Genomic DNA, 16,585 nt, shown 5'->3' with positions numbered 1-16,585 from the left:
ATAGGCTCGATTTAGTTCTTCGAATGGATCCATATGCATTATGTTTTCAACAATCCGGATGAAATCTTATCCTATACCCTCACACAATCTGAGAGTCAAGACAACATTTCCATTTTGAAAGCGTGTAATCATACTGGTATGTGAACTACACACCACCTAAGAGGTGGGTGCTTCCTGCTCAACCTAGCTAATGCTAGGAGTATCAACAGGCTAACCCCGTAATCCCTACGGTTCTTCGAGTGCTAACTTATGCTATCAATGCAAGTAGTCTCAACCCTTCGTCTCTGATATTTTTAGAAGCATTATAGTCTCGATCAATGGTGCATCCACAGGCGGAACATGTCCACTCTTTATCTGATAGTTCCAACTCCTTATTTATCTCACCACAGTAATGACAAGTTTTGGAGGAAGGAAACCATTTATCAACTTTGACTAACAATTTCCCTTCATTTTCTAGCTTGTATTTTAGGAATGTCGTGAACATTCCCCACGCATTGTCACTGACTGATTTTCCCAAATTCAGACATTGGCTCATGGTTTTCATATTCAAGTCTTCGATCACTATTGCATCATAGCTATCCACTAATTCTCTTGACCTCTTATGGAGGAAATCTCTTCTGCAATTAGCAACCTTCTCGTGCACCTTGGCAACCTTGATTCTTTGCTTACCTCTATTGTTGCTTCCCTTGGGTACACTTGGCTAACTTACGTTGCTCTCTTGCAAGTTTCTCTAATGCTTTACGGTAGAATCTTGGATACTCTGCCCTCTCACATTGGCTATCTGTATAGAGGGTTTTCATCTCAAAGTCTAACCCTAAAACATTTTCCCTTGCTGGAGAGATTGGTGGTACATCTTGAAAGAATTCAACCAAGATGCTCACATAATAGTTGCCAGAGGATGATTTAGATATGGTACAAGACTTGATAATTTGATTGCCAGGTAAATACCTGTGTTGTTTCAACTTAACAAACCCTAACTTTGGGAGTTTGATTTTCGTTTCTTCAAGCCTAATATTGTTATTGACGTTATTAGTTGTGTAAGAATTCTTATCTCTATGTTTAGCTTTGAACTTTGGAAATCCAATACGTTTATCTCTAAAGAAGTTGTTGTAGGCAGTTTGCAAATTCATCTGAGCATTTGCCAATGCCAGGGAATCCACTTCTTTTAGCCAGGCAAATTCCGCCTTATATTTAGCCGGAGTCGGTGACTTATACTTCTTCAGCTTAGCCTCATCGTCTTTGAATCGCTCGTATAACTCAATTCGTTCCCCTAACATTTTGTTATAAACGAACCTTACACAACCAAATGTTTTGGCAAATAATCGTTCCTGTTCCTTAGTTGGATATAACCTAAAATTATAAGCCTTGTTCACACTTTTCCCCCCCCATTTCTTTCCCATTCTGCTTTCCCCTTATTCCCCCAAGAACAGAGCGATGCAATCATCCAATATTCTCCATCCTGTTAATCTGATCTTGAATTGCTTTGCGCAGTTTTAACATCTTACTTTTATAAAGATGCCTCAATACAGTATAATAAAGGTAATCTGTTTTGAGGGAGGACGCACATGACAAGGGAGAAAAGAAGTCTGGCTGAAAATGTTGCCGACAATATCCTTGCAATGATTACCATAGATAAAAAGTACGCCCTGGGAGATAAGCTCCCTAACGAAAACGAACTTTCTGAGGAATTACAAGTCAGCCGTACTACATTACGCGAAGCAATTCGTATTTTAGTCGCTTATAATGTTTTAGAAATTCAACGTGGAAAAGGAACTTATATCAAGAATAACTGTGAGTTAAACGAAGTGCTTGGCTTGAAAGAGCTTTCAACCTTTCAACTTAATATGAAGGATTTATATGAAATGCGTTTAATCTTTGAGCCTCAATCAGCCTATTATGCTGCAAAACGGGCAACGGATAGGGAGCTAGAGCGTATTCTGTACTATGGTAAACTTGAGGAAGAACTAATACTAAAAAAAGAAGATAGAACTGAGGTTGAACAAGCTTTTCACAAATCTATCGCCAAGGCTACACATAATGAATTTATGAATCGCTTGATGCCCATATTGTATCAAGCCATTGACAAGGGAGTCCTTTTATCTGACACAAATGAAGAAATGGTCCAGAATACTTTGAATGATCATCAAATGATTATGGAGTTTCTATCAAAACGAGATGCTGAAGGGGCCAAAACTGCTATGAAGCTGCATATCATTCACGCCATGAGAGGCTTTGGAATTATGAATGAATAATTAAACCTCACCTTTGCTCTGCAAAAGTTGAGGCATTCAATAAAAGGAACATACCCACGGCCTCTAGTAATCATCTCCTGCTTATTAGAAGAACGATTGTATGCGGTTATAATGGTAGGGGAATGAGTGAACTATATGTATTATCAAGGGCCAAAAAAATGAAGCGAGTGAGCTAAAGTCACTTGCTTCATTTTTCTTAACGCAAAGACATGCAATACGCCTGTCAATCGAAGGGAAAGCATAGTCCGTTGATTTCATTCTCGGTAATAAAAAACCTGGTCACCGCAGGCTTCGGCAAACTCAGCTGCTCCACCGGAATTGTCAGATCAGAAAGGCCCTAAACATAGAGTATTCACTTTGAATAGCGGTGAGGGGTTGTATTGTATGAGCTCGGCGAAACTTGTCGTTTCGCGAAGGGTCATGGAACCTACGCGGAACGACAATAAATGCCGGCTCAAAATACGTTCCGACGTTTTCAATCTTTCCGGAATGGAACGCAAACAGGATACGGAAGCTGTCAAGGTATTTGTCCAGCTCGACGGCAGACAATATTTTGTATGACTTCCACAGTTGGACGGTCCGGCTGTATTGCTCTATGTGCGTTCCCCCCTTTTCACCATTACTTTCCTATTTTACTTACCATACCCCTCGAGATTTTAAGCAAACCTGGAGATTCCTTTCTGCTAGGAAGAATCCTCATTGGCTTAAGAAATTTTGACTTTTTTCTCAATTGCATAGCTCATCTCAACCTTCCTCCCATGAATCCTATGTATTTTATTTCTGTTTGTGGGTCATTAAAGGTGGTTGAATTAGGGAAATGAACTTTAAAAGCGCTGCCTTCTCCAAGTTTGCTGAATACTTGAATTTGTCCCCTATGTTCACTAGCAATCCAGGCAGCAATCGCTAAACCTAGACCTGTTCCACCTTGTTTTCGCGAACGGGCTTTATCAATCCTGTAAAATCTCCTAAAAATCTTTTCTTTCTCAGAATTATCAATCCCTATTCCGCTATCTGTCACTGAAATTTCAATTACATTTTGTATGCAGCCCATTTTCAAGCTAACGGTTCCGCCTGCCAGTGTATATTTAGATGCATTATCAAGGAAGATGCTGACCATCTGTCTTATCAAGACTTCATCGCTATGCATTAACACCTCAGGCGCTATAGCCGCTGTGAATATTAGGTTCTTACTCCGAAACAGAGGCTCAAAACGAGAGACAAGTTGAGTCAAAAGATCCGACAAATTAAATTCGCTATGTTTAAACTTAATTTCGCGCGCATCAATTCGGGCGATAAACAACAAGTTATTGATCAGCTTACCCATATTCTCGGTTTCACTGTAAGCATTTTGCAGCCAATCTATATTATCTTTAATACTGCTGTCCTGGTCTGCTAACGCGACATCTAGGTTACTTTGTACCACTGTAAGCGGGGTTCTCAGTTCATGTGAAACATCGGCAATAAATTCTCTCTGCCGCTGCCAGGCATGCCTGACCGGCATCATAGCCCGACCGGCCAGCCACCAGCCAAGTAAAGCCGCTACCACAATAGATGCCACACCGGTTGCTATCAAAAGGTTAGTGAACTTGCTGATAAACTTATTGATCATTGTGAGATTACAATAAGTCTGTACAACTCCATTTTCCTCGTTGTCATGAAAAGGCGTCGAAAAGATTCGATAATCAGTTCCTTGCAAACTGATGATATCCCAGCGCTCTTCTTGGTCCAGCCAGCTCTGTCGTGCAAATTCCTGACTTTCCTGAAAAAGAGCCTGATTTTGGATAGTAGATTGAGTTATATCCATAGTTTCATTCCGCAAGATATATTTAAACAAGGGGTCAATATATTCTTCATCCAGTGGAATATTGCCATTGTTCGGCGGTTTGTCATCAAATTCCGGTAAAATGTTAAGATCTCTTACCAAGGCTGCCTTTACTTTCAAATCCCGATCAGTCGTCATCTTGTTGGTATAATGCACATTAAAATAAGCAATGCCCACGAACAAAGAAATAAACAACACTAACATCAAGGTATAATAAATATTTAATCTCATTCGCATTTTGCGCAGTTCTCTAATCATAATTACCTCGCTTCCAGGGTGTAGCCAATTCCCCTCACCGTGGCAATAACATGACTGGCATTACCTATTTTTTTCCTAAGATAATGAACATATATTTCTATGTTATTGTCGTTTACCGTATTATCGTAGCCCCATATTTTATCGATTATTTGTTCACGGGTGAAGACCATGCCTGGCCTTCGCATGAGCATCTCCATAAACTGGACCTCTCTATAGGTGAGCTTAATTTCCTCCTTATCAAGGTTAAGTGTAAGGCTGTCTGCATCCAGGCTCATATTACCCAGGCATAACACTTTACTGATATAGACAGACTGGATTCTGCGTGATAAGGCCCTTATTCTGGCCATAAGCTCTGCCATCGAAAAGGGTTTTCCGAGATAATCGTCAGCACCCAGATCCAGACCGGAAACGCGGTCGGTAATCGAATCCAGAGCAGTTAAAAGCAATACCGGAGTTGTTATTCCGCGGTTGCGCAATTCTTTCAATAGTTCCAAACCACTTTTGCCCGGAATCATAATATCTAATATGATAATATCGTAGATTCCTTTTTCCGCCAGCATTAAACCATCGTTTCCGTCTTCGACACAATCCACTTCATAATTCTTCTGCTTAAGAGTATGAGCTATTGCCGCGCTTATCCGCTCTTCATCTTCGATTATCAATACTCGCATGACCGCCACCTCAATTATTGATAGAACTTTCGCCTTGACACAATGCGCTTTTTCTGTCAAAGGTGAAAGCTCCCTATCAAATTCCTGCTGTATCCTCTTTAGCTGTTTATCGAATTATTGCCCAGAACAAGCTCATCCTTATTTCCGGAGAACTTGCACATTACTTTAGTTCTCCAATCATCAAAAATACTATATACGACCGGCACCAAGACTAGTGTCAGGACAGTAGACACCAAAAGACCTCCGACAACAACTGTTGCCATAGGTGCCATAGTTGAGGCCTCCTCCCCTAATCCAGCTGCCAAGGGAAGCATAGCCAATACAGTGCTTAGTGAAGTCATCAATATAGGCCTTAGTCTTACCCGGCCCGCTTCGATAATCGCTTCGTTCTTCCCCATCCCTCTGTCACGAAGCTGTTTCAGGTAATCAATTAACACGATGGCATTAGCAACTACAATCCCCATCAGCATAATAATCCCCAGGAATGAGCTTACACTCAAAGATTTGCCTGTTATCGCCAGCGATAAAATGGCTCCGATGATAGCTGTAGGCATGGTAAACATGATTATAAAGGGATCAAAGAAAGATTCATACTGTACAACCATGACCACATACACCATAATAATCGCTAACACCAGGGCCATAAGCAGGCCCGAAAAGCTTTCCTGCATTTGCCGATTAGCACCACCGAAGCTAATGCTATACCCTTCAGGCAGGTCTATCTCGGCTGTCCGGGTTCTAATTTCCTGGTTAACGCTATTATTATCCCGTCCATAGATATCCCCAGTGACCGTGGCCTGGCGAACCTGATCAACACGATTGATCTCGGCCGGTGCCCGACCCAGCTCAAAAGAGGCCAGATCGGACAACTTAATATTATCACCTTTTGCATTAGTTAAGGTCAATTTCTTTAGATCTTCCAGATCCTCAACAGCCTCTTTATACCCAAGTGCAACCGTAATATCCTCACCATTATCACTATAGGTGAAGGCCTCTAGGCCATTCATCACATTTTCTACTTCCGAGGCAATAGCAACCGGCGTCAGACCGTACATAGAAGCTTTGTCCTCGTCAATGAATACCTTCACTTCCGGTTCTCCATCTGTCAATGAATTGCTTACATTGCGGGCTCCGGAAACCCCTCTTACTATATCGGCCACCTTAATTGAAATCTCTTTCAGAGTATCCAGATCATCTCCTTCGATCTCGACGCTGATGTCGTCGCCAGCCATACCGCCCATGGTCGTATTTTTAGTTATTTCGATTTTGGCTCCTGGGACTGAGGCTACTGATTTTCTTAATTCCTCCATGATTTGGTCAGTGCTTCTGCCCTTTTCTGTTTCGTCTGCAAGGGTGGCAGTGATACTGGCCTTATTATTGCTGCTGCTCCTAGACATCCTCGACCCACTGCTGCCTACCGTTGTGTAGACATCCTTCATTTCCGGAACTTGAAATAAAATATCTTCAATCTGACCTATGATGGCATCAGTATCATCGAGGGAAGACCCTCTATCAGTTTCAATACTGATCGATATTTCATTAGATTCCGAGGAAGGGAAAAACTCCATCCCGATAGAGGTTACCGTCAGCAGTGAGGCTGCCATAAGTACTCCTACGGTAATAAGCACTCTGCGGCGGTGCTCTAACGACCAAGCTAGAACAACTTTGTATTTTTCACCTAAATTATCTATCGCATCGCCAAAAACATTGACCATTCGGGCAAATATATTTTTGCGCTTAGTCGGATCAACTGCCTTGATGACCTTATTGCTCAGAAAGCGTGATGAAAGCATAGGGACTACAGCTATCGCTACAACAAAGGAACAAGCGATGGCTATACATATAGTCGCTGCCAAGGGTTTAAACATCATTCCGGCCATTCCTTCGACTGTCATCATCGGGATAAAAACTGCAAACAGCGTAAGGGTAGATGCCAGAACCGCTCCACCGACTTCCTTCGCTCCCAAAATAGCTGCTTCCTTCATGGAAAGACCCAAGGCTCGATGGCGGTGAATATTTTCATAAACCACAATTGAATCATCGATGATTCTACCAATCCCCATAGCTAAACCGCCTAGGGTTATGGTATTGACCGTATAACCGAGAAAATACATTCCGGTAAAGGTTGCAATTAGAGACAAGGGGATGGATATAAAGACAATCATGGTACTGCGCCACCTGCGCAGGAACATCACCAATACTACTGCTGCCAGTACAGCTCCTTCGTACAACATGCGTTTAGTGGAATCAATAGACTCCTGAATACTTTCAGATTGATCTGAAATTATCTCGTAATGCAGCTCGCCACCCAATTCTTGGCTAATTTCCTCAATTTCATTCTTAATAGCTGTACAGGCATCAACCGTATTAGAGCCCGATTCCTTTTGACAGGATATCCCTACTGAGGTTTCGCCATTTAACCTCGTATACATAGTCCTATCCGCCGTAGTATCTTCAATAGTGGCAATATCTCTCAGATAAATGGTGCTCTCTCCTACAGTTATGGGAATATTGCCCATATCGGCAACCCGATTATACTCCTGTATAGTACGAACATAATACTTGCGGTTCCCATATCTAAGAGATCCCGTTGACATATCGAAGTTTCCTGCTTGCATGAACCCGTTAATGTCCTCTAATGTTAATCCGTAGCTTTCCATTTTATTAGCATCTAACTCTACTTGGATTTCCCGTTCCTGCCCACCTGTTATGGAAACTGAAGAGACTTGAGATATACGTGATAAACGAGGTTCAATTGTATCTTCTGCCAAGCCTTGTAACTTTGCCAGCGACATGTTTTCACCGGATAAGCTGATCTGAATAATTGGCATCGAGGAAGAATCAAATTTCATGATAGTTGGGGAAGCTGCTCCGTCAGGAAGCTTGCTTTCAATCGTCCCCACTTTATCCCGGATATCGAGAGCGGCTTGATCCATATCTATACCATAATTAAAGGTTATCATAATCGTAGATGAACCAGAACTGGATGTGGACTCGATGTCCTCAACGTCGCTCAAGCTAACTAGGGCAGACTCTAAAGGTTTAGTTACTTCTTCCTCAACAGATTCTGGACTGGCACCTGTATATGTAGTCATAACAGTTATCATAGGCATTTCCATCTCCGGCATCTCATCAATGGAGAGCTTAGATAGATTAATAAAGCCCAGCAAAACTATGGCGAGTGCTAAAATCGTAATACTTGCTGGTCTGTTTACCGCAAATTTAGCGATTTTGTCCATCATGACTGCTCACCCTCTTTACTCTGAATGGTCAGTAATGATCCGTCGCTAATCAGTGTATTGCCCAGAGTGACAACTTTATCACCTGCTTTTAATCCAGATAATATTTGCACATAATCCCCATCATTTATGCCTGTTTTAACTTCCACGCGAGCGGCACGCATTTCCCCATTCATTTCAGTTACACTGTATACTACATTAACCCCATTATCTGGTATTATGGATGACAGTGGAATACAAAGAGCACTTTGGACACCGCTGGCAGCGATTGAAACTTCAGCATACATACCTGATTTGGCTTCCCCATCTACATTATCTAGGGTAATAGTAACCGGATACATGCTTGAGTTAGCGGCAAGCACTGAGGCAATACTGCTGATTGTACCGCTTAATGAATCTGGATTTACAGACTTCACATACACGTCTACTTTGGCATTTAGCTTCATTATCGAAATATCTGACTCCCCAACCATAATCTCGATCTTCAATTCTTGGGGGTCACTGATGACAGCAACCGTATTAGACGTATTAACATAATCCCCAACGGAAGCATCAATTCTGCCGATAGATCCGCTCACCGGTGCAGTAACCGAGGTATAACCTATCTGCTCTTGAACCGCTAGCAATGCAGCCTCGGCCTCGGCCACGGCTGCTTCTACAGACCCTGAGTTTAATAAATCATAGGCATCCTTAGCATTTTCCAACTCCACCTGGGTTGTTGCTTCTGCGTCATACAATGATTTAGTGCGTTCATAGCTCTTGCCTGCAGCTTCCAGTTTGATCTGATTGTTGACCTGATTTGCCTTTGCAGAAGCTACCTGAGCTTCCGCCCTTTTTAAAGAAGCTTGCAGGCTGCTGCTATCTAAAGTCATCAACGTCTGTCCAGTTCCGACTTCCTGACCTTCACTTACATTTATCGAAATTATCCGCGCACTAGTCTGGGGAAGTACCTGAACTTCTCTGCTTGCCTTCAAACGACCGTTATAACTGATACTGCCATAAATATCTCTTGACTCTGCAGTCTCAACATTTACTGTTATCGCTGATTCTGCTACCGAAGTAGGCATTTGAGGGCTGCATCCTGATATCAACAATAATGAGCCCACCAATATTACTGTTACCCACTGAAGAATATTGACTCTTTTTTTATTAGTCACCCGATGATTCCTCCCCTTTGTTTATCAATCATGAAAATTATAATTTACAAACCTTTATATTTTCTTAAATAGAAAACCTTATCTCAAGATTCATGCATTTCAATCCACCCTTACCCTACTCATTTTTCTATGTGTTGATTGATTCAACTGGATCAGCTTTTTGTTTCTTTACTGTACAAACAAAGAAATCCCTTCGTTAGAAGGGGAGTGAAGGAGGTGAATATGAAAAGAAGGTACTGTATATTAACCCGAATTAACGGTTAACTTTCTGTGTCCAAATCGGCAGATAGCAACATTCTTAATAATGAAGGAATCATACCCACTAATAATAGAGTGATAATTAAATTCATTCTAAATTCAACTCGTTCTTAATTTATTTTCAACACCAATTTCTGAAGACATTGTTATTATCCAATATTAGGCTGAAATAGGCCTGAAGATTAACTGAAAGTTTACTGAAAAAATTACCAGAAGTCTGCATTTGCTAAAGAAGCCTTGAGGCGTACAAAATTGAAGTGCCTCAAGACTTTCGTTATGTATCTCCACCTAATTCGAGGATTTGATTGGTGGAGACGACCTTACACTATATAAAACCCTGCATTATAAAACTGAATTCAATTATAAATTATGCCTGTAAAATAAAAAAGGTCAAAAGGTCTATAGTCTACACTTACTGTCAATAAGTCAATTGCAAGGCGAACAAATTTTTTATAGTTTAAAACCCTTTTTTCAAACTCTTTAGCGAAGATTGTTTATACACTAAGAATTAGCTAGGTTATTTTAAGTTTACATGAGGGCTCGATTTACAAACGACTACAAACGCACTATACTTAATGCTAACCCCCTACCCGCGGGGGTATCTGAGTTAAACAATAAAAAGAGGAGAATTTTTATGAAACAGATTTGGATGAAATATTCGTACTTATTTACTATCTCATTTTTTATCCTAGGCATTTTTAATATTATTTTCGCTTGGATCGGTTTTCTCTGTCTTATTATGCCATTTGTTTTTGTAATAAAAGATAATAGAAGAACATGGTGCCAAAGCTTCTGTCCCCGGTCGAATTTATTGACAAGACTCTCTGCAAGAATTGGGGCGCACCGTAAAGCTCCAAAATGGTTGATAAACGGCACAGGAAAACGAGTAATGCTAATTTACTTTTCGATCAATATGTTGATGATATGTTTTTCAACTTTAATGGTATATCTCGATAATAGAGATCCTTTAGAGAAAATAATTTTTAATGGCTTTCCAACTTCCTTGGAATATGCCTAACCTTCTAAATATTGGTTTCATGCCGGATTGGGCAGTACATTTAGGATTTAGAGTTTATTCAATGATGTTTACTACAACAATTATTGGGCTCATTATTAGTAATATATTTAAATCTAAAACCTGGTGTGCGATATGTCCCATGGGTACTTTATCCAGCATGGCTTTGAGAAAGAAGAAGGATCCAATACAGTTGGTTCGCTAAACTCCTAGCAAACGAAGCTTGGGGTACCGAAACTTCTACCGCTCATTTCAGGTATGCTTAATTAAATGCATGATCCCTTATGTAAAACTTTATGTTCTTCGCCAAACTTTCGCTACGATTCTCCTGAAAGAAGGCGAGGATTAAGAGTCATTCAAGAGCTAATCGGTCACACTGACATACGAACAATTAGAATCTATACTCGGGTTCGAAGAAAACTAAAAAAAGCGGCCTCGAAAATAGATAACCACTTGAGGCCAAAGAAAAAGAAAAACTGATTTTACGTTTTTCAAAGTGGATTTTCTCAAAAAACCTCTCTTTTCTCTGAATTTTAACAGAAAGAGAAGTCTGAAAAAGCTTAAAAACCTCCGAATTTGATACATTTTTATAATCAGTACAAATACCAGTGAAATCAATGGTCTGACTGTGGTAGAGGCTAAAGTGCTGATTACCAGCATCATAACGATCGGCTAACTCATCCGTTCCTTCGCTCTGCGATAATTGCGTTATTCTATAAACGGACATACTCACAGCCTCCAGTTTGAAAATTCGCCGGTTTTGAGATAGACTAATCTAGATTAGCCAGACCTCAAAACCGGCAATTTTTAATCATCTCCTCAGACAACAGCTTCCACACCATCCTTCCAGGGCCGAACCCCTTCCGCTACCTGTGCTACTAATTAAATCTGGACGTATTCATCAATTACAATATTTCGACATACCCTTCTGTTCCATGCACGCGAATTCGTTGCCCATCTTTTATCAGTTTAGTAGCATTTTCCACTCCGATAACTGCTGGTAAGCCATATTCACGGGCAATAACTGCTCCATGGGTCATCAATCCACCCACTTCTGTGACTAGGCCTTTTATGGATACAAACAATGTTGTCCAGCTAGGGTCAGTAAATAAGGTGACTAATATATCTCCATCTTCTAGGTCAGCATCTTCCATGGTTAAGATGACACGTGCTCGTCCCTCTATAACTCCGGAAGAAACAGGCAGACCTACAATAGCTTCGGCTGGTAGATTTTCTCGTTTGTACTTACCGGAGAGTGTTTCACCATCAGACGTGATAACACGTGGGGGAGTTAGTTTTTCATATAATTTGTACTCGACTTTTCGAAGGCAAATGATCTCGTAATCCAGTTTATTTGTGCGTACAGCTTCGCGAAGTTCTTCAAGAGTGAGGTAGTAAATATCTTCTTTTTCATGAATAACGCCCTCTTGTACAAGTTGTTCGGCTTCTTTCAGTAAAGCCTGTTTATAAACGAAGTATCGATTAACCATGCCGTATTTAGGATATTCACGATACCCGATGAAATTCCGGACCAGGTCAATCATTCGTTTTGTCTCTTTGGCTTTTTGTTCACCATCCGGTAATTGCTTCAGTCGCTCTAATAACTCTTGTTCTTTTTTCAAAGCTTCCAGTCGCCCTTGCTCAAATTTCCGATTGCTAGCATTAGGCTCATGGTTTTTGATGTTACTGAGAATCATGGGGACAAGTGTAATTGGTTTTTCGCTCCAACGAGTTTTAGTAATATCGATTTCTCCGGCACAGCGCATTCCGTATATGTTGAGATAGGCATGGATAGCGTCTCGGGTAACACGCCCACCATCAAACTTAACTATTTTCTCCAAAAAGTTATCATCTTTTACATGCTGTAAATAATCAATTACTTCTGGATAAGGACGAATCACATCTGCGACATCCAATAAGTCCAGACCCATTTCCGAAGTAATATTGTTTGGTACAGATTGAGAAAGCGTGTCTGCTACGTTTTTTTCACCTAACCACTTGTTCATGTTTTCATTGATCCAGACGCTAGCATCTATAGCAGCCATAAACACACTAAAACTTTGTCGGTCAAATAAAATCTTCTTTAATATCTGGATATCTTCCAGAATAAAATCAGATAAATCCGATCCTGATGACCTTTGGATGTTATGTTTTAACTCTTCTATCGAAGTTTGACTACTCTTAATCAAATCAGAAACGATTGTCGGGTCGTTTTCGATTTGTGTTTGAGAATCCGCAGACGACACACTTTTATTGCTTTTACCGGAACTCTGTTCTTGCTTATCATTTGGTAAAGATTTTATGAAATCTCCTCGCTCTATTATGGTCATGAGTGCGTCTTTCATGAGCGGATCGTGTTCTCCCATGGTATTTAATAACGTTTTTCTGCTGTCAGGGGAAGCCAGCGTATGTGTAACATCAACAAAGATGCAAACCTTAAAGACGCTAACCTGATGCCAAAGCACATCCTTTTATAAGCAAATGAAAACAGTTATTTAGCGACCTGAAATAGTTCGAACAATGTAAGGGAGGGTAGGAAACCCTTCCTTTTGTTATATCATTGTCTTTCCCATAAATCGTCGCCCTGTATTTTTCTTTCATCTCCGGATCCGTTCTGTTTAATACGGTTATGATTGTGACAAACCTAGTTTTAACGACCTTGTTTTAGGTATTGATAGCTCGTAGGCGCGGGTAGTAAGAACCCCTACGCTAGGAATTTTAAGACATACTGAGCTAGTCTCCCCAAATTCCAGCCCTTGCCCCTAGCTACTTGTACTCCGGATTGAACAGCTTCATCCCAGGTTAAAAGTACTTTGCTGTAGACTGAACCGCCGCATCTGACACTTGTATATAAAGCGATAAGCACGTTGAACTGGCTATCAACGTGCTTATCGCTTTATATAATTATGTAAACTATGTAATAGGCACAATGAGTGAGCTTGATTTGAAATCGTTACTTTAGGGAAGTAGACTATTTTCATGTAGTCGATATACATAATCCGGTACTTCCACCAGGTCTGAGGTAACATAGGTAAATTGTCGTTTACTTTGTGAACTTGATCGAAACTTCAACGATTTCGGGGCTTGTTCCAATTCTTAACGGTGGCCCCCAAGTCCCATAACCGGAGGAGACAATTAAATGATAGCTGCCTTTGGTAAGCAAACCCCAGTCTATAGCATAGAGATGGCTGGTTATTAAATGACTGGGGAATATTTGCCCCTTGTGGGTGTGCCCAGATAGCTGAAGATCGACTCGGTTTTCTTCAGCTGCTTCTATGTCAATGGGCTGATGATCTAACAAAATCACTGGCAGTTCAGCGTCTATCCCCTGCATTAATTCCTCTAAATCTTTACGCCCTTGGTCACGACGATACCCTGGATCATCCCTGCCAATGATATAAAAACTATCTCCTACTTTTAATTGCCTATCTCTTAGAACCTCTACCCCCGCTTCCTGAAATTCATGCACTAAATCAGCATCACTACGTATCCAACGGTCATGATTACCTGGAACGACGAATATCCCGTACTTAGCGTGCATTTGTTTTAAGACCCCAACTAGCTTTTGAGCATCTTCATGATCAACTGTTCCATCAACAATATCCCCCGACATTACAATCACATCCGGCTGAAGTTTATTAATTGCTTCAAGCATTCTAGTCAAACGAGGTGCATCGATGATTGCACCGTAGTGAATATCTGAGACCATCGCAATCCGGAGTTGATCCAGCGAACCTGCCTCTTTATCTACCACCAGCTCGTAGCGGGTTATAACAGGGTGGCGTGCATTCCAAGAACCATAGATAAGGATTATTGTAACCAGCATCAGGATTAAGGAAGCAACAACTTTCGGAGTCTGATCGTGATCCCTGATGACCTTTGGGACGATCCGAATGCGGCTATCAAGCAATCTAAGAGAATCAATGATAATCAGCAAAAGGCATAAGTATACCACAGCTATCATCGTGTACCAGCCAGCTATGGTTAACCACAGTTCTGGTGTTTGCGACAGCCAATCCTGGGCCATTTCTGCTATAGGAAACGTAAGGATAAGCAACCCTAGAAATATCCAATAAATTATTTGGCTAATTTTCATGGACTTACCAACGATCTTCCAGCCTCTACGTCCTAGGTAGAAGCTCATGAGACAATAGACTCCTAAAAAAGCGGTTGATATGAACCCCCACATACGTCCTCCATTTATTTGTTAACTTTCTGCTAAAGACCTTATTCTACGTTTTTCTACTAAACCCTGCCACTAACCGTTTCAATGTTCATAGTTGAGATAGGTCTTTTTTCTCTACACTTAGAATTCCCTCTCGGTATCTTGCTCGCAGGTTTTCAGAATTTCCTCTATCAAGGGCACTTGTTGGAAGAAGCAACACTGTTCAGGTGCTTTAAACCCTCTGCACTTAGCTAGTGTGTTAACTGAATTAATACATAGGCACAAAAATGTGCGTACTTGTTTATTTCCTCCTGGACATTATAATGAAAATGTCATGGAACAAATCAAAACTAAGTAACTTATAGGAGACGATAAGCTAATGGTAAAAGTACTTTCTGTTAATGGCAGTCCGCGAAAGAATTGGAATACTGATACATTATTGCAAAAGGCCCTTGAAGGAGCTAACTCTGTAGGAGCGCAAACGGAAGCTATTGATTTATATGACTTGAATTTTAAAGGTTGTACCAGTTGTTTTGCTTGTAAAAGAAAGAATTCGAAGTTCGTCGGACACTGTGCTATGAAAGATGACCTGTCTGCAGTGCTTGAACAAGTTCAGCAATCTGATGTTCTCTTGTTGGGGTCACCTATCTATTTTGGCAATGTTACCAGTTTAATGCGTTCTTTTTTAGAACGTTTGTTATTCTCCAACCTTTCCTATAATGAAGGTCATCGCTCTGTTTTCTCAGGGAAATTATCCTCTGGTTTCATTTATACCATGAATGTTCCCAAGGAGTTTATTCAACAAGTCAACTATGAAGCTTTATTTCAACAGACCAAAACTATGCTGCAATTACTTAATGGAGCCTCTGAATTTATGATTTCCGCTGATACCTATCAGTTTGAAGATTACTCTAAGTATGAAGCATCCATGTTCGACGTAAAACACAAATCCCAGGTGAAAGCTGAGCAGTTCCCAATTGATTGTCAAAACGCCTTTGACATGGGGGTTCGACTCTCAAACATTTAAAATCGATCATTTCTACTTTGGAATCTTATACCCTAGTCGCAAGTGTGCCGGACTATTACCGCAACATAGTCAATTAATACCGTATTAAAAACACAGAAAAACTACCTCGTAAGAGATAGTTTTTCGCTTGTTACCTGGCGATACGAAAGGCACGATAGTGTCCTGTGACGAAAGCCTCCAGTGGAGGGTTTCGCCGAAGCCGCGATCCCCAAAGAATACTAATCGGCGTAGGATGAGTATCGCCGAGCCACCCGCCCCAAAGAAACACTTCGTAGCGAAGGGGAGCCTTTCGCCACATTGCGACTTGCGACGCAAACTCCAGCAATGTGGATCCGAACGGGTGGAACCCCGACTCTCCAAATTCGTCGGCGCCGACGAATTTAAGACGCCCCAGATAAAGTGGCAAGGATGACAATCGAGTAGGAGGGGGTGACTAACCCCCGTCCTCTCACACCGCCGTGCATACCGTTCGGTACACGGCGGTTCAGTTGATAATGAGATGTGCTTGTGCCTTGTATTGCCTATCTATCTCCACTAAGCGTTCTTACTGTTTGTTTTCGATTTCCAATCTATCTTCAAGTAAGTAACCTCTTTCGAGCAACTGCTATTCTCGTGTTTCAAGTAAACAACCTCTGTCTCATTTCAACCGTCGAGCCCTTTTCTCCGTCTACTTTTATAGATTTCTTCGATACTACGGCTCGAACTGACTTCTGCACGTTCA

General features: G+C 41.1%; 11 protein-coding genes and 2 pseudogenes. 4 read left to right on the top strand and 9 right to left on the bottom strand.

Annotated features, from left to right (window positions below; genetic code table 11):
- Positions 1–247: 247 nt before the first annotated feature.
- Positions 248–1,373: pseudogene (locus BUB11_RS10740) on the bottom strand (RNA-guided endonuclease TnpB family protein).
- 192 nt (positions 1,374–1,565) lie between these two features.
- On the opposite strand from BUB11_RS10740, the gene BUB11_RS10735 reads away from it, so the two are divergent.
- On the top strand, positions 1,566–2,252 hold the full coding sequence (locus BUB11_RS10735; protein WP_073029765.1) for a FadR/GntR family transcriptional regulator: 687 nt from the start codon (positions 1,566–1,568) through the stop codon (positions 2,250–2,252).
- Between the two features lie 384 nt (positions 2,253–2,636).
- A complete protein-coding gene (locus BUB11_RS27545; RefSeq protein WP_159436931.1) occupies positions 2,637–2,813 on the top strand; it encodes a hypothetical protein in 177 nt (58 codons plus the stop codon).
- Positions 2,814–2,991: 178 nt separating this feature from the next.
- Here BUB11_RS27545 and BUB11_RS10725 read toward each other — a convergent pair whose 3' ends face one another.
- The 4 genes from BUB11_RS10725 to BUB11_RS10710 are packed head-to-tail and all read right to left on the bottom strand — an operon-like array spanning position 2,992 to position 9,399.
- The gene (locus BUB11_RS10725) at positions 2,992–4,332 is read right to left on the bottom strand and encodes a sensor histidine kinase (protein ID WP_073029763.1); all 1,341 of its coding nucleotides are present in this window, start codon (positions 4,330–4,332) and stop codon (positions 2,992–2,994) included.
- Positions 4,333–4,334: 2 nt separating this feature from the next.
- A complete protein-coding gene (locus tag BUB11_RS10720) occupies positions 4,335–5,063 on the bottom strand; it encodes a response regulator transcription factor (RefSeq protein WP_345788577.1) in 729 nt (242 codons plus the stop codon).
- 38 nt (positions 5,064–5,101) lie between these two features.
- Positions 5,102–8,245: an efflux RND transporter permease subunit gene (locus tag BUB11_RS10715; protein ID WP_073029762.1), complete on the bottom strand. Its 3,144-nt coding sequence runs from the start codon at positions 8,243–8,245 to the stop codon at positions 5,102–5,104.
- Positions 8,242–9,399, bottom strand: coding sequence for an efflux RND transporter periplasmic adaptor subunit (locus BUB11_RS10710; RefSeq protein ID WP_073029761.1), 1,158 nt, complete (start codon positions 9,397–9,399; stop codon positions 8,242–8,244). Before BUB11_RS10710 ends, BUB11_RS10715 begins: the two co-directional genes overlap by 4 nt.
- A gap of 892 nt (positions 9,400–10,291) precedes the next feature.
- Here BUB11_RS10710 and BUB11_RS10705 point away from each other — a divergent pair.
- The gene (locus BUB11_RS10705; protein ID WP_073029760.1) at positions 10,292–10,675 is read left to right on the top strand and encodes a hypothetical protein; all 384 of its coding nucleotides are present in this window, start codon (positions 10,292–10,294) and stop codon (positions 10,673–10,675) included.
- A gap of 388 nt (positions 10,676–11,063) precedes the next feature.
- Here the strand turns inward: BUB11_RS10705 and BUB11_RS27020 are convergent, their stop codons facing one another.
- From BUB11_RS27020 to BUB11_RS10690, 4 genes and pseudogenes are all read right to left on the bottom strand, one after another.
- Positions 11,064–11,399, bottom strand: coding sequence for a hypothetical protein (locus tag BUB11_RS27020; protein ID WP_143187605.1), 336 nt, complete (start codon positions 11,397–11,399; stop codon positions 11,064–11,066).
- A 178-nt stretch (positions 11,400–11,577) separates the two neighbouring features.
- Positions 11,578–13,101, bottom strand: a pseudogene (locus BUB11_RS10695) (phosphoenolpyruvate synthase); the annotation flags it as partial.
- 275 nt (positions 13,102–13,376) lie between these two features.
- Positions 13,377–13,538, bottom strand: coding sequence for a hypothetical protein (locus BUB11_RS27540; protein ID WP_159436930.1), 162 nt, complete (start codon positions 13,536–13,538; stop codon positions 13,377–13,379).
- Between the two features lie 177 nt (positions 13,539–13,715).
- Complete coding sequence (locus BUB11_RS10690) at positions 13,716–14,816, bottom strand: metallophosphoesterase (protein ID WP_242947519.1); 1,101 nt, start codon at positions 14,814–14,816, stop codon at positions 13,716–13,718.
- A 400-nt stretch (positions 14,817–15,216) separates the two neighbouring features.
- Here BUB11_RS10690 and BUB11_RS10685 point away from each other — a divergent pair, with 400 nt between their 5' ends.
- On the top strand, positions 15,217–15,864 hold the full coding sequence (locus tag BUB11_RS10685; RefSeq protein ID WP_073029758.1) for a flavodoxin family protein: 648 nt from the start codon (positions 15,217–15,219) through the stop codon (positions 15,862–15,864).
- The last annotated feature ends 721 nt before the right edge of the window (positions 15,865–16,585 follow it).

The organism is Desulfosporosinus lacus DSM 15449, from assembly GCF_900129935.1.
Classification (GTDB): domain Bacteria; phylum Bacillota; class Desulfitobacteriia; order Desulfitobacteriales; family Desulfitobacteriaceae; genus Desulfosporosinus; species Desulfosporosinus lacus.
The sequence above is the reverse complement of the archived record's forward strand: the minus strand, read 5'-3'. Positions and strand labels throughout refer to the sequence as shown.